Origin of the sequence: Streptomyces sp. NPDC025273 (genome assembly GCF_040638585.1) — a bacterium.
GTDB lineage: Bacteria > Actinomycetota > Actinomycetes > Streptomycetales > Streptomycetaceae > Streptomyces > Streptomyces cinereorectus.
The window spans coordinates 109723-133675 of sequence record NZ_JBEZYP010000012.1 but is presented as its reverse complement, the minus strand read 5'-3'; the positions used below and the strand labels follow the sequence as shown (position 1 = coordinate 133675).

The 23953-nt window shown below is 72.4% G+C and carries 25 protein-coding genes and 1 pseudogene; 14 read left to right on the top strand and 12 right to left on the bottom strand.

The window, feature by feature from the left end; translation table 11 throughout:
• The first annotated feature begins 52 nt into the window (after nt 1-52).
• Nucleotides 53-934 (top strand): universal stress protein, encoded by an 882-nt coding sequence (locus AB0F38_RS20850; RefSeq protein ID WP_361895258.1) that lies wholly within the window; start codon nt 53-55, stop codon nt 932-934.
• Between the two features lie 18 nt (nt 935-952).
• Here AB0F38_RS20850 and AB0F38_RS20845 read toward each other — a convergent pair whose 3' ends face one another.
• The 9 genes from AB0F38_RS20845 to AB0F38_RS20805 form a co-directional block, all read right to left on the bottom strand.
• The gene (locus AB0F38_RS20845; protein ID WP_361895255.1) at nt 953-1825 is read right to left on the bottom strand and encodes a universal stress protein; all 873 of its coding nucleotides are present in this window, start codon (nt 1823-1825) and stop codon (nt 953-955) included.
• A gap of 221 nt (nt 1826-2046) precedes the next feature.
• Nucleotides 2047-2901 (bottom strand): hypothetical protein, encoded by an 855-nt coding sequence (locus AB0F38_RS20840; RefSeq protein ID WP_361895252.1) that lies wholly within the window; start codon nt 2899-2901, stop codon nt 2047-2049.
• Nucleotides 2901-4178, bottom strand: a complete 1278-nt coding sequence (locus AB0F38_RS20835; protein WP_361895249.1) for a VWA domain-containing protein — start codon at nt 4176-4178, stop codon at nt 2901-2903. The genes AB0F38_RS20840 and AB0F38_RS20835 overlap by 1 nt, the downstream gene beginning before the upstream one ends.
• Before the next feature lie 71 nt (nt 4179-4249).
• On the bottom strand, nt 4250-5731 hold the full coding sequence (gene xylB / locus AB0F38_RS20830; protein WP_361895246.1) for a xylulokinase: 1482 nt from the start codon (nt 5729-5731) through the stop codon (nt 4250-4252).
• A gap of 371 nt (nt 5732-6102) precedes the next feature.
• The gene (locus tag AB0F38_RS20825; protein ID WP_361895243.1) at nt 6103-7371 is read right to left on the bottom strand and encodes an ROK family protein; all 1269 of its coding nucleotides are present in this window, start codon (nt 7369-7371) and stop codon (nt 6103-6105) included.
• A gap of 96 nt (nt 7372-7467) precedes the next feature.
• Nucleotides 7468-8772 (bottom strand): phytase, encoded by a 1305-nt coding sequence (locus tag AB0F38_RS20820; protein ID WP_361895240.1) that lies wholly within the window; start codon nt 8770-8772, stop codon nt 7468-7470.
• 186 nt (nt 8773-8958) lie between these two features.
• On the bottom strand, nt 8959-9603 hold the full coding sequence (locus AB0F38_RS20815; protein ID WP_361895238.1) for a DUF305 domain-containing protein: 645 nt from the start codon (nt 9601-9603) through the stop codon (nt 8959-8961).
• Nucleotides 9600-10250, bottom strand: a complete 651-nt coding sequence (locus AB0F38_RS20810; RefSeq protein ID WP_361895235.1) for a DUF3105 domain-containing protein — start codon at nt 10248-10250, stop codon at nt 9600-9602. Before AB0F38_RS20810 ends, AB0F38_RS20815 begins: the two co-directional genes overlap by 4 nt.
• Nucleotides 10251-10368: 118 nt before the next feature.
• Nucleotides 10369-10791, bottom strand: coding sequence for a hypothetical protein (locus AB0F38_RS20805; protein WP_361895233.1), 423 nt, complete (start codon nt 10789-10791; stop codon nt 10369-10371).
• Nucleotides 10792-10862: 71 nt separating this feature from the next.
• On the opposite strand from AB0F38_RS20805, the gene AB0F38_RS20800 reads away from it, so the two are divergent.
• The 3 genes and pseudogenes from AB0F38_RS20800 to AB0F38_RS20790 all read left to right on the top strand — a co-directional run bounded on the left by AB0F38_RS20800 (nt 10863) and on the right by AB0F38_RS20790 (nt 12648).
• A complete protein-coding gene (locus tag AB0F38_RS20800; RefSeq protein WP_361895231.1) occupies nt 10863-11666 on the top strand; it encodes a phospholipid scramblase-related protein in 804 nt (267 codons plus the stop codon).
• Between the two features lie 95 nt (nt 11667-11761).
• Nucleotides 11762-12145 (top strand): annotated as a pseudogene (locus tag AB0F38_RS20795) (FUSC family protein); the annotation flags it as partial.
• Nucleotides 12142-12648 (top strand): MarR family transcriptional regulator, encoded by a 507-nt coding sequence (locus AB0F38_RS20790; protein WP_361895229.1) that lies wholly within the window; start codon nt 12142-12144, stop codon nt 12646-12648. The pseudogene AB0F38_RS20795 and the gene AB0F38_RS20790, both read left to right, overlap by 4 nt.
• Nucleotides 12649-12705: 57 nt before the next feature.
• On the opposite strand, the gene AB0F38_RS20785 is transcribed toward AB0F38_RS20790, so the two are convergent.
• A complete protein-coding gene (locus tag AB0F38_RS20785; RefSeq protein WP_361895226.1) occupies nt 12706-13509 on the bottom strand; it encodes an IclR family transcriptional regulator in 804 nt (267 codons plus the stop codon).
• 431 nt (nt 13510-13940) lie between these two features.
• Here AB0F38_RS20785 and AB0F38_RS20780 point away from each other — a divergent pair, with 431 nt between their 5' ends.
• The 6 genes from AB0F38_RS20780 (at nt 13941) to AB0F38_RS20755 (ending at nt 20007) form a co-directional block, all read left to right on the top strand.
• On the top strand, nt 13941-15605 hold the full coding sequence (locus tag AB0F38_RS20780) for an ATP-binding protein (RefSeq protein WP_361895223.1): 1665 nt from the start codon (nt 13941-13943) through the stop codon (nt 15603-15605).
• Nucleotides 15602-16009, top strand: a complete 408-nt coding sequence (locus tag AB0F38_RS20775) for a roadblock/LC7 domain-containing protein (RefSeq protein WP_361895220.1) — start codon at nt 15602-15604, stop codon at nt 16007-16009. The genes AB0F38_RS20780 and AB0F38_RS20775 overlap by 4 nt, the downstream gene beginning before the upstream one ends.
• A complete protein-coding gene (locus tag AB0F38_RS20770) occupies nt 16006-16374 on the top strand; it encodes a DUF742 domain-containing protein (RefSeq protein WP_361895217.1) in 369 nt (122 codons plus the stop codon). Before AB0F38_RS20775 ends, AB0F38_RS20770 begins: the two co-directional genes overlap by 4 nt.
• On the top strand, nt 16355-16969 hold the full coding sequence (locus AB0F38_RS20765) for an ATP/GTP-binding protein (protein ID WP_361895215.1): 615 nt from the start codon (nt 16355-16357) through the stop codon (nt 16967-16969). The genes AB0F38_RS20770 and AB0F38_RS20765 overlap by 20 nt, the downstream gene beginning before the upstream one ends.
• 83 nt (nt 16970-17052) lie before the next feature.
• Complete coding sequence (locus AB0F38_RS20760) at nt 17053-18579, top strand: cytochrome P450 (protein ID WP_361895212.1); 1527 nt, start codon at nt 17053-17055, stop codon at nt 18577-18579.
• Nucleotides 18580-18663: 84 nt separating this feature from the next.
• Nucleotides 18664-20007 (top strand): 6-phospho-beta-glucosidase, encoded by a 1344-nt coding sequence (locus AB0F38_RS20755; protein WP_361895209.1) that lies wholly within the window; start codon nt 18664-18666, stop codon nt 20005-20007.
• Nucleotides 20008-20311: 304 nt separating this feature from the next.
• On the opposite strand, the gene AB0F38_RS20750 is transcribed toward AB0F38_RS20755, so the two are convergent.
• Nucleotides 20312-20752, bottom strand: a complete 441-nt coding sequence (locus AB0F38_RS20750) for a hypothetical protein (RefSeq protein ID WP_361895206.1) — start codon at nt 20750-20752, stop codon at nt 20312-20314.
• Nucleotides 20746-21207, bottom strand: coding sequence for an ATP-binding protein (locus AB0F38_RS20745; protein WP_361895203.1), 462 nt, complete (start codon nt 21205-21207; stop codon nt 20746-20748). Before AB0F38_RS20745 ends, AB0F38_RS20750 begins: the two co-directional genes overlap by 7 nt.
• A gap of 213 nt (nt 21208-21420) precedes the next feature.
• Between AB0F38_RS20745 and AB0F38_RS20740 the strand changes: the two genes are divergently transcribed.
• The 4 genes from AB0F38_RS20740 (at nt 21421) to AB0F38_RS20725 (ending at nt 23941) form a co-directional block, all read left to right on the top strand.
• Nucleotides 21421-22284: a helix-turn-helix transcriptional regulator gene (locus AB0F38_RS20740; RefSeq protein ID WP_361895200.1), complete on the top strand. Its 864-nt coding sequence runs from the start codon at nt 21421-21423 to the stop codon at nt 22282-22284.
• Nucleotides 22281-22517: a DUF397 domain-containing protein gene (locus tag AB0F38_RS20735; RefSeq protein WP_014049581.1), complete on the top strand. Its 237-nt coding sequence runs from the start codon at nt 22281-22283 to the stop codon at nt 22515-22517. The genes AB0F38_RS20740 and AB0F38_RS20735 overlap by 4 nt, the downstream gene beginning before the upstream one ends.
• A gap of 66 nt (nt 22518-22583) precedes the next feature.
• Nucleotides 22584-23393 carry an SAM-dependent methyltransferase gene (locus AB0F38_RS20730; RefSeq protein ID WP_361895197.1) on the top strand — a complete coding sequence of 270 codons (810 nt, stop codon included), beginning with the start codon at nt 22584-22586 and terminating at the stop codon, nt 23391-23393.
• 89 nt (nt 23394-23482) lie between these two features.
• Nucleotides 23483-23941: a YchJ family metal-binding protein gene (locus AB0F38_RS20725; protein WP_361895194.1), complete on the top strand. Its 459-nt coding sequence runs from the start codon at nt 23483-23485 to the stop codon at nt 23939-23941.
• Nucleotides 23942-23953: the final 12 nt, after the last annotated feature.

The following is a 23953-nucleotide window of genomic DNA, read 5'->3' as shown; positions in this document are numbered from 1 at the left end:
TAGCGTCGTCACAGCAACCCAGTACGGATTTCTCAGAGGACGAGGTGTCGTGATGCACAGAGTGACCGTGGGACTGGACGGGTCTCCGGAGAGCCGTGCCGCCGCCGAATGGGCGGCGCTGGAGGCCCTGTTGCGGGGGGCGGCACTGCGGCTCGTGCACGCGGAGGAGTATCCGACGACCGCGGCCGTTCCCATGGCCTCGGAAGAGGTGCAACAGCGGTGGGCCGACGCGCTGCTCGACGAGGTGGCCGGGACGCTGCGAGAGCGCCACCCCGGGCTGGAGGTCACCACGCTGCGGCGCGGCGGGCACCCGTCCGCCGCGCTGGCGCTGGAGGGCGCCGAGGCGGACCTGCTGGTGCTGGGCTCACGCGGTCTCGGCGCGGTGGCGGGGTTCCTGATCGGATCGGTCGGCATGGCGACCGTCGCCGCCACCGAACAGCCCGTGGTCCTCGTACGGGCGCCGGCGTCCGCGGAGCCGGCGCCCGACGCCGGGCAGCCGGCCGGGGGCGGCGGCGTGGTCGTCGGCGTGGACATCTACGAGTCCTGCGTTCCGGTCCTCACGTTCGCCTTCGAGGAGGCGGCACGGCGAGGCGCCCCCCTCACCGCCGTGCACGCCTGGACGATGCCTTCGGCTCTCCTGTACCCCGTCCTGGATCCCACCCTGCGGAAGGACATCGCCGAACAGGTGGCCGTGTCGCTCAGCGACATGCTGCTGCCCTACCGTCAGAAGTTCCCCACCGTCGAGGTGATCGAGAAGCCGGTCCTCGGTTCCGCGGCGGGGCAGCTCACGGCCGCCGCCCAGGGCGCCGACCTGGTGGTCGTGGGCCGCCGTGTCCGGCGTGCACCGCTGGGCTCGCACATCGGCCACGTCGCGCACGCCGTCATGCACCATGCCTCACCGCCCGTCGCGGTGGTGGCCCACCAGGGGCAGTGAGGCACGGGCCGCAGGAACTCAGGCGTGGGGCACGACCGCGACCGCGCACCGCGCGTGGTGGAGTGCCGCGTGCGTGACCGCGCCGAGTCGGCGCAGGCCCGCTTCGTGGGTGCGGCGCCCGACGACGAGCAGACCGTCGGGGCTGCTGTGGGACAGCAGGACCTCGGCGGCCGAGCCGGCTTCGACGTGTTCGACGACGTCGACCTCGGGGTACTTCTCGCGCCAGGGCGCCAGGGCGTCGGCCAGGATCTGCCGGTGCAGCGGCTCCAGCCCGCCCTCCTGTTCGGCCAGCCACATGGACCCCGGGCTCCAGAGGAGAACCGTGGGGATGCTCCAGGCGTACACGGCGCGCAGGGGCGTCCCCCGCTCCGCGGCGGCGGCGAAGGCGAAGTCGAGCACCGGTCCAGCGGCCTCGCTCGCGTCCTGGACGCCGACGACCACCTCACCGGCGGACTGCTGCGCGGGGGCGTCCTGCTCCGCCCCGCGCACCATGACGACCGGCCGGGCCGTCTGGCGCAGCACCTGCAGGGAGACCGAGCCGATCAGATAGCCGGTCAGGGTCCCGTAGCCGCGAGAGCCCAGCACCAGCATCTCGGCCCGTGCGGCTTCCGCGACCAGCGCCGGCACCGGGTCCTCCACCACCAGCTCGGAGGAGACGCTCAGGGTGGGGTGGGCCGCGGTCACCCGGGACTCCGCCTCGCTCAGCATGGTGCGCAGCACGCGCTCCTCGGCCGCGCGGTCCCCGACGTAGGCCGTGTCGGTGGGGCGCCAGACCCACGCGTACACCAGCCGCAGGTCCCGGCCCCCTCGCACCGCCTCGTGCGCCGCCCAGTCCGCGGCGGCGAGGGCGTGGTCGGTTCCGTCGAGTCCTACGGTGATGGTGCCGGGCATGGTGCCTCCTGGGATGCCGCCGCGGTCTCCGCGACGGGAAGTGCCGAACTCCTGGAACAAGAGTCGCAGACGGGGTGCCGCCGGCATCGGGCCGGTGGTCCCGGTTCCCGGTCCGGCCGGCCCCGGAGCACCCGGCCCGTCCGGTGGGGACGGACGAGCGCGCCTCCGTCCCGGAACAGGACGGAGGCGCGGTCGGCAGGTGGCGTACGGGCGCGGGGGGCTCAGACGCCCGGCGGAACCCGGGACGGGCGCCCGCCGCCGCGGGTCAGGCCGTACCCGAACACGGCCGCCAGCGCCGCGAGTACACCGCCGCCCACCGTCCACAGCCAGCGGCCGGTCCACCAGCCCGAGGCCCAGCCGTCCTCCGGCTCGCTGCCGAGCGAGACCCGGGGGCGCTCCGTACCGACGTCGCCGTCGGCGGGCCGTCCGACCGACGAAGCGCCGGGCACCAGCGGCTCGGCCAGCGTGCCGTCCACGTCGTGGGCGCCGCCCGTGCCGACGGAGGTGACCTCGGTCTCGGCGTGGACCGGCAGGCCCAGGTCCTCCTCGGGCGCGTCGAGGACCGTCAGGCGCACGTAGTAGCTGCCGGGCAGCGGGTCGTCGGCCCACGGCTCGGACCAGGCGCGCACCGTGCGCAGCACACAGGAGAGCTCGACGGTGTTCGCGTCCTGCGTGGCCTTCCTGGTCTGGTGGCCGTAAGCGCAGGCCTGGCGGCGGCGCAGTCCGTCGTACACGTCGACCTGCCAGGTCGACGTGCCCTTCCGGGCCGTGTCCTCGGGCAGGGTGACCTTCGCCCGGACGGTGGGGCGTTGGCCGGCGTCGGCGGGGAACACCCAGTACAGGTAGTCACCTGTGGAGGCGTCCGCGGTGGCGGTCTGCTCCTGCTGGATCGCCGTGGCGGTACGGAAGGCCGTGCCCGCCTCCGTCGGCCCTGCCGCGTCGCCCTCGGCCGGGCTCGCGCTCGCCGGGGGATCGTCGGCGACAGCCCCGCACGCCGAGGTGAACAGGGTGACACCGGCGAGCAGGGCGCCCACGAAGCCGCGCTTCACGCTGTTGCCGCGGATGGTGGTGTGCATCAGTTGGTCCTCCATACGGCGACGCGCCAGCGCGAGATCCAGCCGAACACCAGGCCGGCGGCCAGCCCGGTCAGGACCATGACACCCAACAGCCACCAGCCGCGGCCCAGGCCGAACGCGGCCACGTCGGCGGCGTCGTCGGGCGCGCCCACCAGGTCGATGGTCAGCTCGACGGGCATGCCCGGGGTGGTCTTCACGGACGAGGGCGCCGAGAAGGAGTTGCTGAGCTGGAGGCAGACGGTCTCGGCGGCGGGCTCGACGTCGCCGTCCACGTCGTCCTGTTCTGCCCTCGGGTAGCGCAGGCCGGAGGAGATCGCGTCGGTGCGCCCGGTGCCGGACTCCGCGCCCCGGACGATCTCACGGCCGTGCACGGTCACCGCGCGCAGCAGTACGCCGTAGTCGTTGTTCACGGCGCGGTCCGCCGCCACGCTGACCGAGGCGCGCAGCTCCTGACCGGGCAGCACGTCCACCCGGTACCAGCGGTGCTTCCCGAACTCCTGGCGGTCGGTGTAGAGCCCGGCCTTCAGCTGGGGGGCCGCGGAGCAGCTGCCCGCGCCCTCGGTGGCCACCGGGGTGACGACGGGCTCCGCGGCCCGGTCCACCAACTGCTTGACGCGGCCAGAGAGTTCCTCGGTGTGCTGGATGGCCGTGTACGTACCACCGGTGGCCTCGGCGATGCAGGTCAGCTGCTGCCGGATCTTGGCGTCGGGCACCAGGCCCAGCGTGTCGATGACCAGGTGGATCCCGCGGGCGGCGATGTCGCGCGCGACCTCGCACGGGTCGAGCGGTCCGCAGGTGTCCTCGCCGTCGGTGATCAGGACGATCCGACGGGTGGAGTCCCCGCCCTCGAGATCGTCGGCCGCGCCGAGCAGTGCGGGCCCGATCGGGGTCCAGCCGGTCGGCGCGAGCGTGGCGACCGCGGTCTTGGCCTCGGTGCGGTCGAGCGGGCCGACCGGGTAGAGCTGCTCGGTGTCCTTGCAGCCGACCTTGCGGTCGTCGCCCGGGTAATCGGCACCGAGCGTCCGGATGCCGAGCTGTACCTCTTCGGGCACGGCGTCCAGCACGTCGTCGAAGGCCTGTTTGGCGGCGGACATCCGGGACTGGCCGTCGATGTCGCGGGTGCGCATGGAACCGCTGACGTCAAGGACGAGTTCGACCTTGGGGGAGGCGGCGGATGAGGGTTCGTCGGCGGCGGCCGGGAGCGCGGTGCCGAGCCCGGCGGCCAGGGTGGCGAGCAGGATGCCCACCCCGGCCGTCAGCCGTTTTCTTATGATCATCGACGGATCCTATTGAAGATCCGTGACCATCCCCAAAACCGTTCGGGCGGACCGTGATCGGGGTCCGCGACTCACCCGCCGAGCAGTGGCCCGGTCGCCCGGTCCAGCACCGAACCGATGCGGTCCCAGGCCTCCGTGTCCCGTTCCACCGCAGGGAGTCGGGCGTCTTCGGCCTTCGCGTTCCACTGGGTGGCCACGGCCACCGGGTCGCCGCCGCCGGCCGCCGACGCGGCGAGAGCGGCGGCGCCGAGGGCGACCAGTTCGCCGCTGCCGGGCACGATCAGGGGACGCCCGGAGAGACGGCGTACCGTCTCCACCCAGGTGCGGCCCTGGGCGCCGCCGCCGATCAGCCGCAGCGGCCGGCCGGCGACCTCGGGGTCGGCCGGGTCGAGGCCGCACGCCCGCAGCAGTTCGTCGAGCGCGCGCAGCACGGTGAAGGCCGCGCCCTCGTAGGCGGCCCCGAGCAGTTGCTGCGGAGTGGTGTCGTGCCGGAGTCCGGTGAGGAGACCGGACGCGGTGGGCACGTCCGGGGTGCGCTCGCCGTCCAGGTAGGGGAGGAGGACGGCCTCGCCGCCGGGAGCCGCGTCGTCGCGGTGCAGGCCGAGCAGGGTGGCGACCTTGTCGACGGCCAGGGTGCAGTTGAGGGTGCAGGCCAGGGGGAGGTACGTACCGTCGGCTGCAGCGAAGCCGGAGAGGGCGGGGGACGCCGGCCGGGCCCGGGACGCGGCGAAGACCGTGCCCGAGGTGCCGAGGCTGAGGACGGGGTGGTCCAGGAGCCCGGCACCGCCCAGTCCGAGGCCGACGGCGGCGCTCATGTTGTCGCCCGTGCCGGCCGCGACGGCGATCCCGGCGGGGAGGCCGAGCGCCTCGGCCGCGGCTGCGGTCAGCGAACCGATGCGGGTCGCGCCGGTGGCGGCGAGCGGGGGCAGCATCGAGACGTCCAGGCCGAGCAGGTCGAGGAGCTCCGAGTCGTAGCCACCGGTGTTGGTCGAATACCAGCAGGTGCCCGAGGCGTCGCCCGGGTCGGTCGCCGCGGTGCCCGCGAGCCGCTCGGTCAGGAAGTCGTGGGGCAGTCGCACGGCGGCCGTCGCCTCGGCGTTCGCCGGGTCGTTCTCGCGCAGCCACTGCCACTTCGTCGCCGTCATGGCCGCGACCGGCACCGAACCGGTCCGCGCGGTCCAGGCCTCCGGCCCGCCCAGGGCGGAGGTGAGGGCCGCGGCCTGCGGTGCGGAACGGGTGTCGTTCCACAGCAGCGCCGGGCGGAGCGGCCGGCCGGACCGGTCCAGGACCACGAGGCCGTGCTGCTGCCCGGCGACGGCGATGCCGACGACGCGGGACGCGGAGAGGCCCGATTCCTTGAGCCCGGCGGCGACGGCGTCGCACAGCGCCCGCCACCAGACCTCGGGGTCGCTCTCGCGTGCCCCGCCCTCACCCGTGACCACGTGCGGGGCGCGGCCGACGGCGAGCAGCTCACCGGTCTCGGTGTCGGTGACTGCCGCTTTGGTGGACTGGGTGGAGCTGTCCACGCCGATGACGACGGTACGCGGCGGCATGGGCTACCTCTTCTCGTGCGGGTGGTGAGTGTGCGGGTGGCGCGTGTGCGGTTTCGGTCTGGCCGATTTTGGTCGTGCGACAAACAAATTACGTGATGGGAGGCGTCCGGAACAGAGGCGGCCCTCGTTTCGTCGCGCGCGTGGTTGCCGTCCCGGGTCGCCTCGTTCCAGATTAGTCATGCGAATGAACAAATGTACGGGGCGTCCTGTGCCGGGATCCGACGCAGGGGAAGGCGGACGGAAGAGGCGGGACGCCCCCGCGGACGGGCTCAGCTCCGGCGTGGTCCCCGGGCAGGCAGGGCAGCGACCCGCTCGTGGACCGCCACCCGCGCACTCTCGGCCCGGTCGAGTCCGTGCTGTGGGTTCAGTGGCTACGAGGTGCGGTCCGCGACGGCCTCGGGAGGGGCCGCTGGCCGGGCGTACGCCACCGGGTCGGCCAGGACGTCCTGCACCACCAGGGCCGCCGCACCCCGCGCCGCGTCACCCGCGACGGACGAGGCACGCAGCCGGCCACTGCCACGCGACCAGAGGCCGGACACCACACGGCCCGTCAGCTCCTCGTCGGCGGGCGCCGACAGCCACGGCATCAGGCCCCGGTACATCCCGCCGAGCACCACCGCGTCCGGGTCGAACAGATTGACCGCGCCCGACAGCACCCGCCCCAGCATCCGCCCGGCCTCGCCCACCGCGGCGACGGTCCGCGCGTCCCCTGCCCGGGCGCGCCGCTCCAGCTCCAGCACCCCGGCCGCTCCGCCGCCGGACTCCTCGACCCCGGCCGCCCGCAGCAGCGCGGACTGGCCCGCGTACTGCTCCAGGCAGCCGCGGGAACCGCACCGGCACTCCGGACCCGCCGGGTCGACCACCACATGGCCGATCTCCCCGGCGAAGCCGTGCGCACCGCGCAGCAGCCGGCCGTCCAGCACCAGGGCGCCGCCGACACCGATCTCGCCCGTCAGATACAGGAAGGTGCGGCAGTCGAGCCCGCCGAACCACAGCTCCGCCAGTGCCGCCAGATTCGCCTCGTTCTCCGAGCGCACCGGCAGCGGGGCCGTGCCGGGGCGCAGCGCGGCGAGCGCCTCGGCGAACAGGGATTCGGCCGGGACCTGGTTCCAGCCCAGGTTCGGTGCCTGGCGCACCGAACCGCCCGAGACGAGACCCGGCAGCGCGAGCGTGGCCCCGACCGGGTACAGGTCCTGCTCCCGCGCCGAGTCCAGGGTGCGCGCGGCCATCCGGGCCGCCCTGGCCAGCACCTCCTCGGGCGGGGCACCGCGATTGTCCAGATGCTCGGTCTGCCGGACCCGGCCGGTGCCGGCCAGGTCCACGACGCACACCGAGACGTAGTCGATGTTGACCTCCACACCGAGCCCCGCGGGGCCGGTGCGTGCCACCTTCAGCGCCGTTCCGGGGCGCCCGGCCTGCCCGCTGAAGGTCTTGCCCGACTCGGTGAGGAAGCCGCTGTCGAGGAGCTGCTCGACCAGGGAGGAGACCGCGGCCCGGGTGAGCCCGACCCGGGCCGACACACCGGCTCTGGTGGCCTCGCCGCCCTCGTCCCGTACCGCGCGCAGCACGAGACTCAGGTTGTGGCGCCGTACGGTGTCCTTGTCCGCCTTGGACCCCAGGGGCGTGAGGTAGCTCTTCATGTCATCGACGAGCCTATGCGACGCCCGGTGGGCAGGAGTTCGCGGTGCGCGGGCTCCTGCCCACCGTGTGCCCCGGTCCGGGGGCAGGGCGCACGGTCACATGTCCGCCGCGTCCGTCACCGCTCCCAGGTCGACGAACTTGAAGCCGGTCGCCTCCCGGCCTTCCTCGTCGCCCGCGGCGGAGGTCTCGTGCCCGTCCTGGACGACCAGCAGCCCGTCCGGGTAGCGGTCGCCGAGTGGCTCGTTCAGCACCGCGGCGCCGTCGCACTCCTCACTGCCGTCGAGGTCGCCCGACGCGGCGGTGATCCGGAAGCCGCCCTCGTACTCGTTGTCCTCGGAGACCTCACGGTCGTACAGGGCGAAGGTGTCGTCGCCCTGGCTGGACGCCATCAGATAGCCGTCGCCGTCGGGCTCGCGGAAGAGCGTCAGGCCCTCCACGTCGGCTGCCAGCCGCTTGCCGCCGAAACCGGGGTCGGTGCCCGGCGCGCACTCCTCGGTCTCCGGGTCGTACGTCCCCGGGACGCCGTACTCGCGGACCTTGTCCACCAGGACCGGGCGGCCGTCCAGACCGGCCGGGATGCGCCAGATGCCGACGTCCTCCTGGCCCGCGTAGAGGGTGCCGTTCGCCGGGTCGACGACCATGCCCTCGACCTGCGGCAGCTCGCCCGGCTCACCGCACGGGGTCCACGGCGTGCCGTTCGGGAGGCGGAACGACGACGGGAGGGAGAGCGTGCGGACCTTCTCGTAGCCGACCGTGCCCGATGCCGTCGGGCGCAGTTCCAGCAGCGCGAGATCGGTGGTGTTGCGCCGGCTGACGAGGGCGTACGAACGTCCGGTCCTGGGGTCCTGCCAGGCGGCGAGCCCGTACGCGGTCCGCTGGTCGTTGATCTCGGCCTGGTCCGCCGAGAAGACCGGGCCGGCGGCCGGGTCGGTGACGTCCTTCAGCGGCTGTCCGGGGCGCGACGGGTCGACGCGGTAGACACGGAGGCGGTCGTTGCCCCGGTCACTCACCACCGCCACGTCCGCGCGGCCGGCCGGGGTGCGCAGGCCGGTGACGAGGTCGACGTTGTTGAAGCGGCCCGGCGCGTCGTCCTCGGTGGCGGCCGGCGGCGCGGGAATCGACTGCACGAGCGAGGCGTCCAGGCCGTAGACCCGGAGCCCGCCCTCCTTCGCGGTCGCGACGACCAGGCTGCGACCGGGGTCGGCGTCGTTGCGCCAGATCGCCGGGTCGTCGGCGTTGGCGTTGCCGCCCGCCTCGTCGTCGTACAACGCCTTCGTCTCGGCCGTGGCACCGACGGCGGGCAACGACTTCGCCTGCGCGGACGACAGCGGGACGAGCGTGATGAGGGCCGCGCCCATCAGGGCGGTGGCCGTCAGGCGCGGGGAGCGGTGCATACGCACGGATGCTTCCTGTCGTGAGAGGGCATGTTCATGACTTGCCAGGAAGTGTCCGGCGAAGGCCCGGTGTCCAGGTGTCGGACCGGTGTGAGGCAAACGGGCGGAAGATGAATTCGCGCCCCTCCCGCGAACGGTCCGGTCCCGGCGGCCACGCGGCGCCGCCGGGACCGGACCACGGCCTTCGCCGGCTCAGGGCCGCGCGCCCCGGGCCTTCAGCATGTCGGCCATGAGGGCTGTCTCCGACTCCTGGGCGCGGGCCATGCCCGCTGCCAGGTTCCTGATCTCGTCCGTGCCCGCCGCGCCGGCCGCCGCCAGCGCCATGTCGGCGCCCGCCCGGTGGTGGACGGTCATCAGCCGGAGGAACAGCACCTCGGCGGCCCGGCCCTCGGCTGCCCGCAGCCGCTCCAGCTGCTCATCGGTGGCCATGCCCGGCATCAGGGAACCGTCGGACCGGGGGGTGACCGTGTGGCCCATCCACTCCATGGGCGGCCGGTCCGAGCTCTTGGGCCTGCCCCAGGTCTCCAGCCAGCCCAGCATCATGCCGCGCTGGTTGGCCTGGGTGTTGATGATGTCGTAGCCGAGCCGCCGGACGTCCTCGTCGTCGGTGCGGTCCCGCACGATGAACGCCATCTCCACCGCCTGCTGGTGGTGGATCGACATGTCCCGGGCGAACCCCACATCGGCCGAACTCTCGGCAGGCGCGGACACCCCGGAGCCGGACGGGGAGGCCGAGGACGGCCGTACGACCATCATCAGCACCAGCCCCACCGCCACCAGGAACACCACGGCGCCCGCGACCACCAGGGAACGGGGGGCGCGCGCGGCCGACGTCACTTGGCGACCCCGCCGCTGCAGGCGGCACCCGGCTCGGGAGTCTGTGCGCCCTGGACGTACTTGGTGAAGAACTGGGCCACGCGTGCGTCGGTGGCGCCCTTCACGGTGAGCTGCTTGCCCCATGCGCTGAGGATCAGCGGGTCCTTCTGGTCGGCCACCGGGCTCATCAGCGAGTAGGGCGTCCTGGAGACCCGCTCGGCGAGCGCCTTCACGTCCGCGTCCTTCGCCTTGTCGTTGTACGTGACCCAGACGGCGCCGTGCTCCAGGGAATGGACCGCGTTCTCGTTCGGTATCGCCTCGGTGTAGACGTCCGCGTCGCAGTTCATCCAGACCGGGTTGTGGTCACCGCCGACGGGCGGGTTCATCGGATAGTCGACCGGGGTCTGGACGTGGTCCTGCTCCAGCTTGTCCCAGGACCGCTCACCGGTGACGGGGGAGGTCCTGGCCTGCTCCTCTGCCTTGTCCTGTTCGTCGGCGGCGGACATCAGGTAGCCGCCCCCGGCGACCAGTCCGGCGACCACGACGACGGCGGCGGTGATGGTGATGATGCGGCTGCGGCGCTCGATGGCCCGTTCCTTGCGGCGGGCCTCCTCCAGCTTGGCGCGGCGCGCGGCGGCAGGGCTGTTCTGGTTCTTGGCGGAAGCCATGTCAGGTCCTCGGGTTCAGCGGAACGCAGGCCTGGACACGCGCCTGCGGGGGCAAGGGGCATGGGGAGGCCGGCCCTGGGCGCCGATCGCGGCGGGGGAAGGGCGGACCCGGAAGCCTCTAGACCCGTTGGACCTGCAGACGGAGATGATCGACCGAGCGCACACCGTCGTTGGAGGGCCCCCGGATGGCGGTGGCGCCGGTGAGCGGATCCACCGGGGTCACGACCGAGGTGCGGGGGAGCGCGACGGGTGCGGCGGGACCGGGGAGCACGACGGGCGCCGAGTGGCTCGTCGCGCCGTGGCAGGAACTGCCGGGACCCCGCTCGCCCGGAGCCTCGGCCCTGACGACGGACACGTCGGCGGAGGGCACCTGGGTGAGGGCACGGACGGCGGACGCGGCGGGAGCCTCGGCCCCGGGCGCGGCCGTGGCGGACGGGACGCAGCAGAAGGACACGGCCACCAGGGCCAGGAGCCAGCCCAGCACGAGGACCGGGGTGGATCCGCCCCGTCTCCGGTCCGTCCGCTCAGTCCGCCTGGTCATCGCCACCCATCGTACGGTGTGTGAAGATTCAATGAGTACGGGGCCGCAGGTTGGCGGGATAGTGTGCCCCGATGACGACGCAATCGAACATACCTGCGGGTTGGCATCCGGATCCCCATGGCGCGCCCCAGCTGCTGCGCTACTGGGACGGTGCCCGGTGGACCGAGCACACGCACCCGGTCCAGGGCCAGGCCGCCGTGCCGCCGCAGGGCGTGCAGCCCCAGCAGCAGGCCGCCCCGCACCAGGGTCTGTCCCAGCTGGGCGCCCCCGGCGCCGGGTCGCTGTTCGACCAGCAGGTCCTGGTCGTGAACCAGAAGGCCAAGCTGGTCGAGCTCACCAACGAGTACCGCGTCTTCGACCAGCAGGGCGCCACCGTGGGTTCGGTCGTCCAGGTCGGCCAGAGCGCGCTGCGCAAGGTGCTCCGGTTCGTCTCCAGCATCGACCAGTACCTGACGCACCGGCTGGAGATCCGCGACGCCCACGGGCGGCCCCAGCTGCTCCTGACCCGTCCGGCGAAGTTCATCAAGTCCCGTGTCGTCGTGCAGCGCCCGGACGGGCAGCCCGTCGGTGAGATCGTCCAGCAGAACGTCATCGGCAAGATCAACTTCGCCATGACGGTCGACGGCCGGCAGGTCGGCGCGATCAAGGCGGAGAACTGGCGCGCCTGGAACTTCGCCATCGTCGACCACGACGACGCCGAGATCGCCCGGATCACCAAGACCTGGGAAGGGCTCGCGAAGACCATGTTCACCACGGCGGACACCTACGTGCTGCAGATCCACCACAGGCTGCCCGAGCCGCTGCTGAGCCTCGTCGTGGCGACGGCGCTGACGGTGGACACCGCACTCAAGCAGGACGCCCGCGGCTTCGGCTGAGCCGCCCCTGTCCGAAGAGGCTCCTGTCCGGACGGCCGCGGTCCGCGGGAGGCCCGGTCCGGGGGCCCGTCGGCCGGCCCTGCGGCGCGTGGGCAGCCGTCACCCCGATGGCCCTGCTGATCGTGGAATTCACCGGAGCCCAGCCGGCCGGGGTGATGATCGGTGACCGCGCCCCGGACACCCTGGTGGGCGCGGCCGTCGGGCTGCTCGCCGCCACGGAGGAGGCCCGCGCCCGCGCCGAACGGGTCCTCGCCGAACCGGCCGCGGAGGCCCTCGCTCTCGAAACGGCCCGCAGGAGGCTGACCTGGTCCCTCGTCGAGCTGCGCGACGCCGGTGACATCGCCGCGGGCGAATGGTGGCAGCGCGCCCTGCCGGAGGAGCAGATGCTCGCCGCCGAACAGGCAGGACACCGTACGCTCGCGGCGACAGCACAACGGCAGGGACTGATCACCCTGCCCCCGGCGAACGGAGCGGTGTGACCGACGACATCGTGGCTTCGGTGGTACGGCAGTGGCGTGCCGTCAACCCGGAGCTGGACACCGGACCGATGGAGCTCATCGGCCGCATCAACCGCTGCGCGGCACTCCTGCAGCAGGCGGAGGACGCCCCGCTGCGCGCCGCCGGACTGACCCGCGCCGAATTCGACCTGCTCGGCGCGATGCGGCGCAACGACCGCGAACTCACCCCCGGCGAGCTGGCCCGCGAGACCTTCTCCTCGGGCGCCGCCGTCACGAAGCGGCTCCGCGCCCTGCAGGAGAACGGCCTGATCGGCCGCCGCAGCGACGTCCGGGACCGCAGGGTCGCCCATGTCGGGCTGACCGACGAGGGCCGGGCGCTGGTGGACCGGCTGCTGCCCGAACAGCTCGCCTACGAGCGCTCCGTGCTGTCCGGCCTCGACGAGCGGACCCGCGACGGGCTCAGCGGGCAGCTCAGCGAACTGCTCGTGCACCTGGAGGGCCGCCTCGGCGGGGCCCGCCGCTGAGGCGGCCCGGAAGCGACCGCGGGCCGGGCGTGCTGCCGAGGTCCCCCCGGCCCGCCGTCAGGGGAGGTCCGCCGTTGCCGTCGGCCGTGCGGCCGACCGGCGCAGCTGCTCCGCCCGTTCGGCGAGCGCAGGGCCGTCACCGCGGTCGGCCGGGGAAGCCGCGCTCAGGGCGAGCCGGTCGCGCCGGCTCGTCCCCATGAGGGGCACCGCGACGGCGTGCAGACCCGGTACGCACTCGCCCCGGCTGAAGGCCCGGCCGAGCTCGCGGACTTCCGCCAGCTCGGCCAGCAGCCCGGCCCGGGAGACGAGGGTGTGCGGGGTGAGTGCGGTCAGCCGCTCCCGCGGATAGAGGACACAGACCTGTTCGGCCGTCAGCCGGGCGAGGAGGACCTTGCCGGCCGCTGTCGCGTGGGCAGGCAGGGACCGGCCCGTTCCCGGCATCACCCGCACCGGGTGTGCCGACTCGCGGCCGTCGGTGAGGACGACCTGATCACCGATCAGCGTGGCGCTCTGCACGGTCTCCCCGGTCCGTCGTACGGCCTCGTCCAGGACGGCCCCGACCCGCGCACGCAGTTCCGCGCCGAAGCCCGCCGGCCGGCCGAGCAGCAGCAGCTCCGGTCCCGCCTCGTACCCACGGCCCGAGGGGACGCGCACGACGAATCCGCGGCCCTCCAGAGTGCTCAGGACCCGGTGCGCGGTGGAGCGGCCGATCCCCAGCCGGTGGGCGGCCTCGCTCACGGTGAGTGCGTCCTGGGTGAGGAACAGCTGCATCAGCCGGAGGCCGGTGTCGAGGGACTCGATGGTGTAGGCCCGGGCCGCCCTCTCCGCCCCCGACTCCCCGTACACCCGTCCTTCGATCATGAATCTGCTCCTTTCGATCCGATTCGATCGCATGTGCGCTTGTCCCGCTGCGCGGTGCACCCACATTCGCACGCGATGGGAGTCCTCGTTCTGGTGTCCGTATTTTCTCTGCTTCTTGCAGGAAACCTGCTCGTGGAAGCACCGGAGCGCGCTCGGCGCGTTGTCCCGCTGGGCGGGACTCGGCGGTCTACTTTCCACTGATTCCTCTCTTCGTCACTCCCCGCGCACGTTCGGCGGCGGTGAGTGCAAAAACTGGTGAGTGTATTACCGCCCGGGAGCTTGCGCAGGGGGTTGGGTGAATATGCCGAAGCACTGTTCTGATCTGGCTAGGCTCACGCGCAGTGAAGTCGAGTTGATATGAATTCGAGCACTTGTTCATAACTGTCCGTACAAGTGCGTCTACCTCCCGAATCAACCGCCAGAGGGTTCAGATGGTTCGTGTTGAATCACCGCCGACAAGAAGAGACATCCCCGTAGTCCGCGCCGCACTGCTGCCCGTTCTGCTGATGGCAGGTGCCACGGCGGCCGGCGCGGCGCCGGTGGCCGGGGACACGCGGGCGGCAGTCGTCTGGTGCGGTGCGATCGCCACGGTCGTGGTCGCCACGCTCGCCGTCGCACTCAATCGCCGCAGCCGGGCGATGCGCGTCCAGCGCGCCGCGTACGAGAAGCGCATCGCCTACCTGGAACACCGCATCGCTGCACACGACCAGGAGACCGTACGGCTCACCAAGGAACTCCTGCCCGCCGCGATCCGCCGGCTGCGTGCGAGCAACTCGCCGCAGGAGGTGATGCGCGACATGGTCGACGCGGACGAGTCGTACCGCAACCTCCCCAAGGCGCAACGCGCCCTGGTCCTCCAGATCCTCGACATCGTCGACAACGAAGAGGCGATGCGTGACTCCGCGCAGCGCGCCTTCGTCAGCGTCGCCCGCCGTGTCCAGGCCATCGTCCACCGGCAGGCCAGTGAGCTCCGGGAGATGGAGGACCACCACGGGCGCAACCCCGAGGTCTTCGACGACCTGCTCCGCATCGACCACGGCACGGCACTGATCGGGCGGCTCGCCGACTCCATCGCGGTACTCGGCGGAGCCCGCCCCAGCCGCCAATGGCCCAAGGCCGTACCGCTGTTCAGTGTGCTGCGCGGAGCCATGTCCCGGATCCTCGAGTACCAGCGCGTCGATCTGCACTCGATCGCCAAGATCGCCATCGTCGGCACCGCGGTCGAACCGCTCATCCACGCCTGCGCCGAACTCCTCGACAACGCCACCCGCTACTCCCCGCCGCAGACCCGGGTGCACGTCACCGCGGTCGAGGTGCAGACCGGCATCGCCATCGAGATCGAGGACGGCGGCGTCAGTCTCAGCGAGGAGGCCCGCGCACGGGCCGAGAACATGCTCGCCCAGGCCCAGGCGGGCATCAACATGAACGACCTCGGGGAGTCCCCGCGGCTCGGCATGGCCGTCGTCGGCCGGCTCTCCCGGATGTACCAGCTCCAGGTCTCCCTGCGGCAGTCCGCGTACGGCGGTGTCCGAGCCGTACTCGTCGTGCCCCGCGACATGATCACCACCGGGCCCGCTCCCGGAATCGCGCACGGCATCGGCGCGACCTCGCGCCCCCAGAGCTCGCTCGACATGTCGCAGATGCAGCACGTCGTACCGCCACGCGGCAAGCGCAGGGCACGCCCCGCCGGGACCGGACCCGCCCCTTCGGTCACGGCCCCCCCCGCCGGATCCGGGCCCGCCGCGGCGGCCTCGCCCGCACCCGCCGCCCGGCACGCGGTCCCGGTCGCCATGGACGACGACGAGATCGTGGTGACCGAGTGGACGGCCGGCGGACTTCCGCAGCGCCGCAGCCGCGGTCGCGCCCCCCTCGGTTCGCACAATCTTCCGCAGCAGCACCCGGCCCCGGCCGCCGAGCCCGCCGCCGGAGCGCACACGGACGGACACCACGGCACCAACGGCGGACGGCCGGGCGGCGAGGAACCCCCGCCCGGACTCTGGCTGGAGGCCTTCACCCAGGCCGTCAACGGTGTGCCGCAGGAGCCGAAGAACGGCGAAGACTCTGACGACGCGCGGGACAAGGGAGACCTGAAGTGATCCAGCAGCGGGGAAACATGGACTGGATGCTCAAGGAACTGGCCGACGACATCCCGAGCATTCACCAGATCGTGGTGCTCTCCTCGGACGGCCTGCGCATCGCCCGGCACGGCGGCGACCCCGACGTCGCCGACCGTCTCGCGGCGGCCTGCGCCGGGCTGCAGAGCCTGGCCGCCGCGGTCGCCACCGAGATCCCGTACAGCGACGGCCTGATGAAGCTCGTCGTCATCGAGGTCAACGGTGGCTTCTTCTACCTGATGGCCGCGGGAACCGGCGCCTACCTCGCGGTCCTCGCCGGGGAGACCGTCGACGCCGGACTCGTCGGTGCCCGCATGCGCGACATGGTCGTCCGCATCGGCGCGCACCTGACGAGCCCTCCCCGACATGACGGGCAGGCCGGATGAGCGCTCCCCGACGAGAGCGCCGCCAGGCCGACCCGGCGCCGAGCGACCCGGAGCGGCTGTACGTGATCACCGGAGACACCGACGGTGAGAGGGCCGCGCTCGACCTCGTCACCATGGTCGTCGCCCAGGCCGAACCGTCGCCCACGGTCCAGCCCGAGCAGGCCGCGATCCTGCGGCTCTGCAGGGCGCCGCTGTCCGTCGCCGAGATCTCGGCCTATCTGAGCCTGCCCTTCAGCGTGGTCACCTCGCTCCTGACAGAACTACTGGCGACCGACCAGATCGAATCGCGCGCGCCCATCGTCCGCGCCGCGCTCCCGGACCGGTCCCTCCTCGAAGCGGTGATGCATGGACTTCAGAAGCTCTGACACGATCACGGGCCCCCGCACCGAGGACGTCCTTCCCACCACGGCCACGGCCGCGGTGAAGGTCGTCATCGTCGGCGGGTTCGGGGTCGGCAAAACGACCATGGTCGGATCGGTCAGCGAGATCCGGCCCCTGACGACCGAAGAGACCATGACCCAGGCCGGAGTCGGCGTGGACGACAACGCGGGGGTGGAGAGCAAGATCTCCACCACCGTCGCCATGGACTTCGGCCGGATCAGCCTCAGCGAGGAACTGATCCTCTACCTGTTCGGCACCCCGGGCCAGGAGCGCTTCTGGTTCCTGTGGAACGGACTGTTCGAAGGAGCCCTCGGAGCCGTCGTCCTCCTCGACACCCGACGGCTCCAGGTCAGCTTCGACGTGATCGGCCGGCTGGAGGAGCGCGGCGTGCCGTTCGTCGTCGCCGTCAACACGTTCCCCGACGCGCCGCATCACCCGGTGGAAGCCCTGCGCAACGCCCTCGACCTGTCGGACGCAGTCCCGATAATCGACTGTGATGCCCGGCTGCGCACCTCGAGCCGTGACGTGCTGATGTCGCTGATGCGCTACCTCCACAGCCTGGCCGTCCCGCTCGTCTGACGGTGACCCGCGCGTCCCCCGTGCTCGACCCGACCGGCGCGTCACCTGCCCGATCCCTGGAATGCCCTATCCCTGGAGCATCTGTGAACTCCCCTTTCCCGCATGAACCCGGAGCGGCCGCGGGGCCGGTGCCACCCCCCGAGTGCCCGGCACACGCTCTCGTCGGCGGAACCGGTCCCGGCGGACTGCGACGGCTGTTCGGACCCGAGGCCGAGGAGGACCCCGCTGCCCTGTACGACAAGCTGCGCGCCGAATACGGCACCGTGGCGCCCGTACTGATGCACGGAGACGTCCCCGCCTGGCTGGTCCTCGGTCACAGCGAGAACCTGCACATGACCCGTACTCCCTCGCAGTTCTCCCGCGACTCCCGGCGCTGGCGGGCCCTGCAGGACGGCAGCGTGGCCCCGGACCATCCGCTCGCCCCGATCTTCACCTGGCAGCCGGTGTGCTCGTTCGCCGAGGGCGCCACCCACGAACGGCTGCGCGGTGCGGTCACCGACAGCATGGCGCGCATCGACACCCGCGGTGTCCGCCGCCACATCAACCGCTACAGCAACCGGCTCGTCAACGAATTCTGTCAGGGCGGCCGAGCCGACCTGGTCAGCCAGTTCGCCGAGCGGCTCCCGATGATGGTGATGTGCGCGATCGTCGGGATGCCGGAGGACTACAGCGAACGCCTGGTGGATGCCGCCCGTGACCTGACACGGGGCACGGAGACCGCCATCGCGAGCAACGAATTCCTGATCGGCGCGCTGAACCGGCTGGTCGAGCGCCGCCGGACGGCACCGGCCGACGACTTTGCCACCTGGCTCGTCGAGCACCACGCCGGGCTCACGGACAAGGAGGTCGCGGAGCACCTGCGCGTCGTGCTCTTCGTCGCGTACGAGACGACCGCCAACCTCATCGCCAACGTGCTGCGCATGGTGCTCACCGACCCCCGGTTCCGGGCCCGGCTCAGCGGTGGGCACATGACCGTGCCCGAAGCGGTCGAACAGACACTGTGGGACGAACCGCCGCTCACCTCGGTCCTGGGCCGCTGGGCCGTGGGCGACACGGAGCTCGGGGGGCAGCAGATCAAGGCGGGCGACGCCCTGATCGTCGGTATCGCGCCGGCCAACACGGACCCGGTGGTGCGGCCCGACCTCAACGCCGACATGGAGGGCAATCGCGCCCACCTGGCCTTCAGCAGCGGGCCCCACGAGTGTCCCGGCCAGGACATCGGACGGGCCATCGCCGACGTCGGTGTCGACGCCCTGCTCATGCGGCTCCCCGATCTCGAACTCAGCGTCGCGGAAAGCGAGTTGCGCTGGGTCGGCAACTTCGTCTCGCGGCATCTGGCCGAGCTTCCCGCGCGGTTCGCCCCGAGCCCGCAGCAGGCGGTCGAGGAGGACCCGCCGATCGCCCCCCGGCGGCCCGGCGGCGACTGGGAGGTGTCCTCGCCCGCCGTGCCCAGGGAAACGGCGGCGGTCCCGACAGGGCACGCCCCGGCCGGGGTACGGAGGACCGCCGATCCGGTGTCCGCGCCCGACGAGCATGCCGTCGTTCCCGCACAGCGGACCGGACCGGCCGGGATCTGGCAGACCGTCGCGCGCTGGTGGACGGGCCACTGACGGCAGCCGTCGATCCGGTGGCCCCGGACCCCACGGGTCCGGGGTACCACGGCGGCCGGTGCCGGCCCCGTACCATCGAGCAGCGTGAAGCTGACAATTCTTGGCGGTGGCGGATTCCGGGTGCCTCTGGTGTACAGGGCACTGCTCGGCGATCACGCCGAGGGCCGCGTCTCCCTCGTGACCTTGTACGACACGGACGCGGACCGGCTCACCGCCGTCGCCCGGGTCCTCGCCGAACAGGCGCTGGGCATCCCCGACGCGCCCGCCGTCGTCGCCACCGACGACCTCGACGAGGCCCTGCGCGGCGCGGACTTCGTCTTCTCCGCGATCCGCGTCGGTGGTCTCGAAGGCCGTGCCGCGGACGAACGCGTCGCACTCGACGAAGGCGTGCTCGGCCAGGAGACGGTCGGCGCGGGCGGCATCGCGTACGGGTTGCGGACCGTGCCCGTCGCCGTCGGACTCGCCCGGCGCATCGCCCGGCTCGCACCGCAGGCGTGGGTCATCAACTTCACCAACCCGGCCGGCCTGGTCACCGAGGCCATGGCCAGGCACCTCGGCGACAGGGTCATCGGGATCTGCGACTCCCCGGTGGGCCTCGGCCGCCGGATCGCCCGGGTCCTGGGCGCCGACCCGGACCGGGCCCGGGTCGACTACGTCGGGCTCAACCACCTCGGCTGGGTGCGCGGTCTCGAGGTCGAGGGCCGCGACGAACTCCCGCGCCTGCTCGCCGATCCCGTGCTGCTCGGCTCCTTCGAGGAGGGCAGGCTCTTCGGCGCGGACTGGCTGCGCTCCCTCGGCTCGATCCCCAACGAGTACCTGCACTACTACTACTTCAACCGTGAAGCGGTCCGCGCCTACCAGGACGCCGAACAGACCCGCGGCGCCTTCCTCCGTGACCAGCAGGAGGGTTTCTACGCCCGGATGAAGGACCCGGCCGCCCCGGCGCTGACCACCTGGGACCGTACGCGCGCCGAACGCGAGGCCACGTACATGGCGGAGAACCGGGACGTGGCCGGGGCCGGCGAGCGCGAGGAGAGCGACCTGGACTCCGGCGGCTACGAACACGTGGCACTCGCCCTGATGCGGGCGGTCGCCCGCAACGAACGGACTTCCCTGATCCTCGACGTCCGCAACCGGGGCACCCTCTCGGTGCTCGACGAGGACGCCGTCATCGAGGTGCCCTGCCTGGTGGACGCCAACGGTGCCCACCCCGTGACCGTGGACCCGCTCCCGTACCACGCGGTCGGTCTGGTCACCGCGGTCAAGGCCGTGGAACGGGCGGTGCTCGAAGCGGCGGAGACCGGCTCGCGTGCCGCGGCCGTGCGAGCTTTCGCGCTGCACCCGCTGGTCGACTCCGTCTCCGTGGCCCGCCGGCTGGTCGACGGGTACACGAAGGTCCACCCCGGGCTCGCCTACCTCGCGTCGTGACCGGGTCGGACGCCCCCGGCGGCCGGGAGTTCGCCGCTGACCAGGAGGTGCGGCCGGGCATCCATCCATGCGGCACAGGCGCCGGCCCCGGCGGTGTCGAGCGTGCCCGCCGTGCCGCTCGGGCCAGGGGCATCCGGCTCGGCCGGCGCGACGGTCTCCCCGGACTTCGACGCACTGCCTCCTACGAACCCCCGGCGGCGCACAGGCCGGCCCCCTCCACACGCCCCCGCTCCCCTGCGGGCCTGTGGAGCCGGACTGGATCCGGCCACTGACAACGCCCCCGGGAGGTGCCCGCGGCGACGGGTCAGGGAGCGGGCACCGCCTTCGGCGGGCCGGAGTGCGCCCAGGACGGCGTGACCCCGGTGACCTGGCACACCATGAGGAAGAGCGGAATGGGCGGCGTGTAGGGCGTGCGGCTTTCCGGGGCGTGGATCAGCCGGGGACGCCCGGCCGGCACATACGCCCCGGTGGCGTAAGAAGCCTGCTCCGGCCAGTCCAGATCCAGATCCGAGCCCGACGGGACGATCCACCACCACTGATCCGCGTCGGCGAACACACAACCGGCCCGCGGCAGATGGGACATCAACCGGAATCCGTATCGCGCGGGCACGCCGACCGCGTCGCAGCCCAGGCTCGCCGAGAGCGCGGGCGGCAGCGGCAGCTGGACACGGCTCGCCGCGCCGACGTCCTCCCGGGGGCGGCCGGTGCGCGCGCCGAACAGCTGGGACAGGGCCTGCTTCAGCATGACCGCTCCGTGCCGCCGTACGGCAGCTCGGCCCACACGATGCGCCCCGAACCGTTCCCCGCGTCGAGGGACCCCCACGCCGCGCTCATGGAGTCGACGAGCAGCAGCCCGCGGCCGTGTTCGTCGTCCGCGGTGAGCGACAGCCGCGGACCGCCGGGCTGGTGTCCCTGGTCCTGCACCGACACGCGCAGCCGCCCGCCGGAGCACCGGAGCTCGCAGACGACCCGCGCGCTGGCGGTGTGCACCACGGCGTTGGTGACGAGCTCGGAGACGATCAGAACCGCCGCGTCGTACGCCTCCCCGCACAGCCGCCACTCCTCCAGCCGGTCCCTCGTGAGGCGCCGCGCCCCGGCGACCGACTCGGGGTGCGCCGGCAGCGCGAAGCAGTAACGGAGCGCTTCCGTCCCGGGGCTGAGGTCCATGAGCCGGGGGATGAGCGCACTGCCAGGTGCCACGACCGAATCCTCACAGTGGGGGCTGCGCCACGCTTCGCACCGTACGAAATCGGAAAATGGGGTCGGGCGCGACTACGTGAACTCGTTCACTCACTAACTCTCCCCCTGACACGCACACTTGGCAAGAGGCACTCTGGAATTTCCAGAGTGGCAGTGTCCTTGGGGCGGGGCGCGTGGCACACTGCTGGCAAACAGTGCACCGGGAGGTCTGAAGTGAGCGAACCGCGGTCCGCCCCGACCGTGGGCCAGGTCGTTCTCGGCAAGCGTCTGCAGGATCTGCGGGAGCGTGTCGGCCTGAGCCGCGATCAGGCCGCCAAGGTGCTCCGTGTCGCCCCCGGGACGATACGCAGGATGGAGACCGCCGAGGTCGGGCTGAAGGTCCCCTACGTCCAGCTCCTCCTGAAGGCCTACGGGGTCGCCGACGACGAGGCCGAGGCCTTCGTCCGTCTCACCGAGGAGGCCAACAAGCCGGGCTGGTGGCAGCGCTTCCACGATGTGCTGCCCGACTGGTTCAGCATGTACGTCAGCCTGGAGGGCGCCGCGAGCCTCCTGCGCACCTACGAACCGCACTTCGTCCCCGGTCTCCTGCAGACCGAGGACTACGCACGCTCCGTCCTGCGCACCGGGGCGGTGGGCCAGACCAGACCCGAGGACATCGAGCGCCATGTGGCGCTGCGGATGGAGCGCCAGTCGCTGCTCACCAAGGACGACGCGCCGAAGCTCTGGGTGGTCATGGACGAGACCGTCCTGCGCCGTCCCGTCGGCAGCCCGGACGCCATGCGCGGCCAGGTCGACCGACTGCTGGAAGCGGCCGAACTGCCCCATGTGACGCTGCAGATCGCGGAGTTCGCGACCGGCCACCACCCGGGCACGTACGGCCCGTTCGTCCTCTTCCGCTTCGCCGTCCCCGAACTGCCCGACATGGTCTACAGCGAGTACCTGACCGGTGCCGTCTACTTCGACGCGCGTCCCGAGGTGGCCTCCTACCTCGAGGTCATGGACCGCATGGCGGCTCAGGCCGCAACTGCACAACGCACGAAGGAAATCCTCAGGGATTTCCGCAAGGAGCTGGGATGAACCACATATACAACGGCATGCCGGCAGCCGACCTCGGCACGGAAGGCTGGTACAAGCCGTGGAGCGGCGGTAACGGGGGCAACTGCATCGAGGCCATGAAGCTGGCGGACGGCAGGGTGGCCGTGCGCCAGTCCGCGGATCCCGACGGCCCCGCACTCATCTACTCCAACGGCGAGATCGCCGCCTTCATCCAGGGCGCCAAGGCCGGTCAGGCCGACTTCCTCCTCACCTGACGCACCACCACGTACTCCCGTCCCACACGCTGTTCGCCGAGTGACCGCCGACCAACGGAGCGCGCCATGACCGGGCAAGAGAACCAGGCCGTCGAGATCGACACGAGCAAGCCGCATCCCGCTCGGATGTACGACTGGTTCCTCGGCGGCAAGGACAACTATCCGGTCGACGAACAGATGGCCCGCCAGCTGCTGACCCTGGACGCCCGTGGCCGCGACATGGCCCGGGTCAACCGGGCCTTCATGCACCGGGCCACCCGGTGGCTCGCCGAGAACGGCGTACGCCAGTTCCTCGACATCGGCACCGGCATACCCACCGAGCCGAACCTCCACCAGATCGCCCAGCGGGCCGCCCCGGACGCGCGCGTCGTCTACTGCGACAACGACCCGATCGTGCTCGCCCACGCGGCGGCCCTGCTGCAGTCCACCCCCGAGGGCGTCACCGAGTACATCCAGGCCGACGCCCGCCGTCCCGAGACGATCCTGGAAGCGGCCGGCAAGGTTCTCGACCTCAGTCGGCCCGTCGCGCTGTCGCTCGTGGCGCTGCTGCACTTCATCGACGACGAGGACGGCGCCGCCGACCTCGTCGACCGGCTCCTGGACCGGCTGCCCTCCGGCAGCTATCTGGTGCTCTCGCACACCACGGGCGACTTCGACCCCGAGGGCGCCGCCCAGGCACGTGCGCTCTACAAGGCACGCGGGATGACCCTGCGGCCCCGCTCGCGCGCCGAGCTCACGGCGTTCTTCCACGGGCTCGAGCTCGTCGAGCCGGGGGTCTCGCTCTCCGCCGACTGGCGCCCGGAGCTCGGCGAGGTCATCGACGTCTTCGGCGACGACCCGATTCCCGGCTACGCGGGAGTCGCCCGCAAGCCCTGACCGCCGGGCCCCGGTCCTCGGGGGGCCGGCCGTCGTGCCCGGCCGCCCCGCGCCGTCGTGCGCCCCGGGGCGCAGGCCACAATGGAGGCATGTCACGACGCACCTCACGCCCGCGCCGGCCGGGCGGCCCCGCCGCCACCGGGGCGGGCCCCCGGCAGATCACCCCGGTCTCGCCGTGCCCGTGCGGCAGCCCGGCCGCCTACGGGGACTGCTGCGGCCGGTTCCACACCGGCACCGCCGCCGCCCCGACGTGCGAGGCACTGATGCGCTCGCGGTACGCGGCCTTCGTCGTCCGGGACGCCGCCTATCTGCTGCGCACCTGGCACCCGCAGACCCGTCCGCCGTCCGTCGACTTCGACCCGGCCATGCGCTGGACGGCCCTGGAGATCCTGGACACCACCGACGGCAGCGCCTTCCACACCACCGGAACCGTCACCTTCCGCGCCCACTACACCGACGACGGCCGCCTCGACTCGCTCCACGAGAGGAGCCGCTTCGTCCGGCACGAGGGTGCGTGGGTCTATTCGACGGCGGTGTTCGTCGACTGAGAAGCGGCGTGA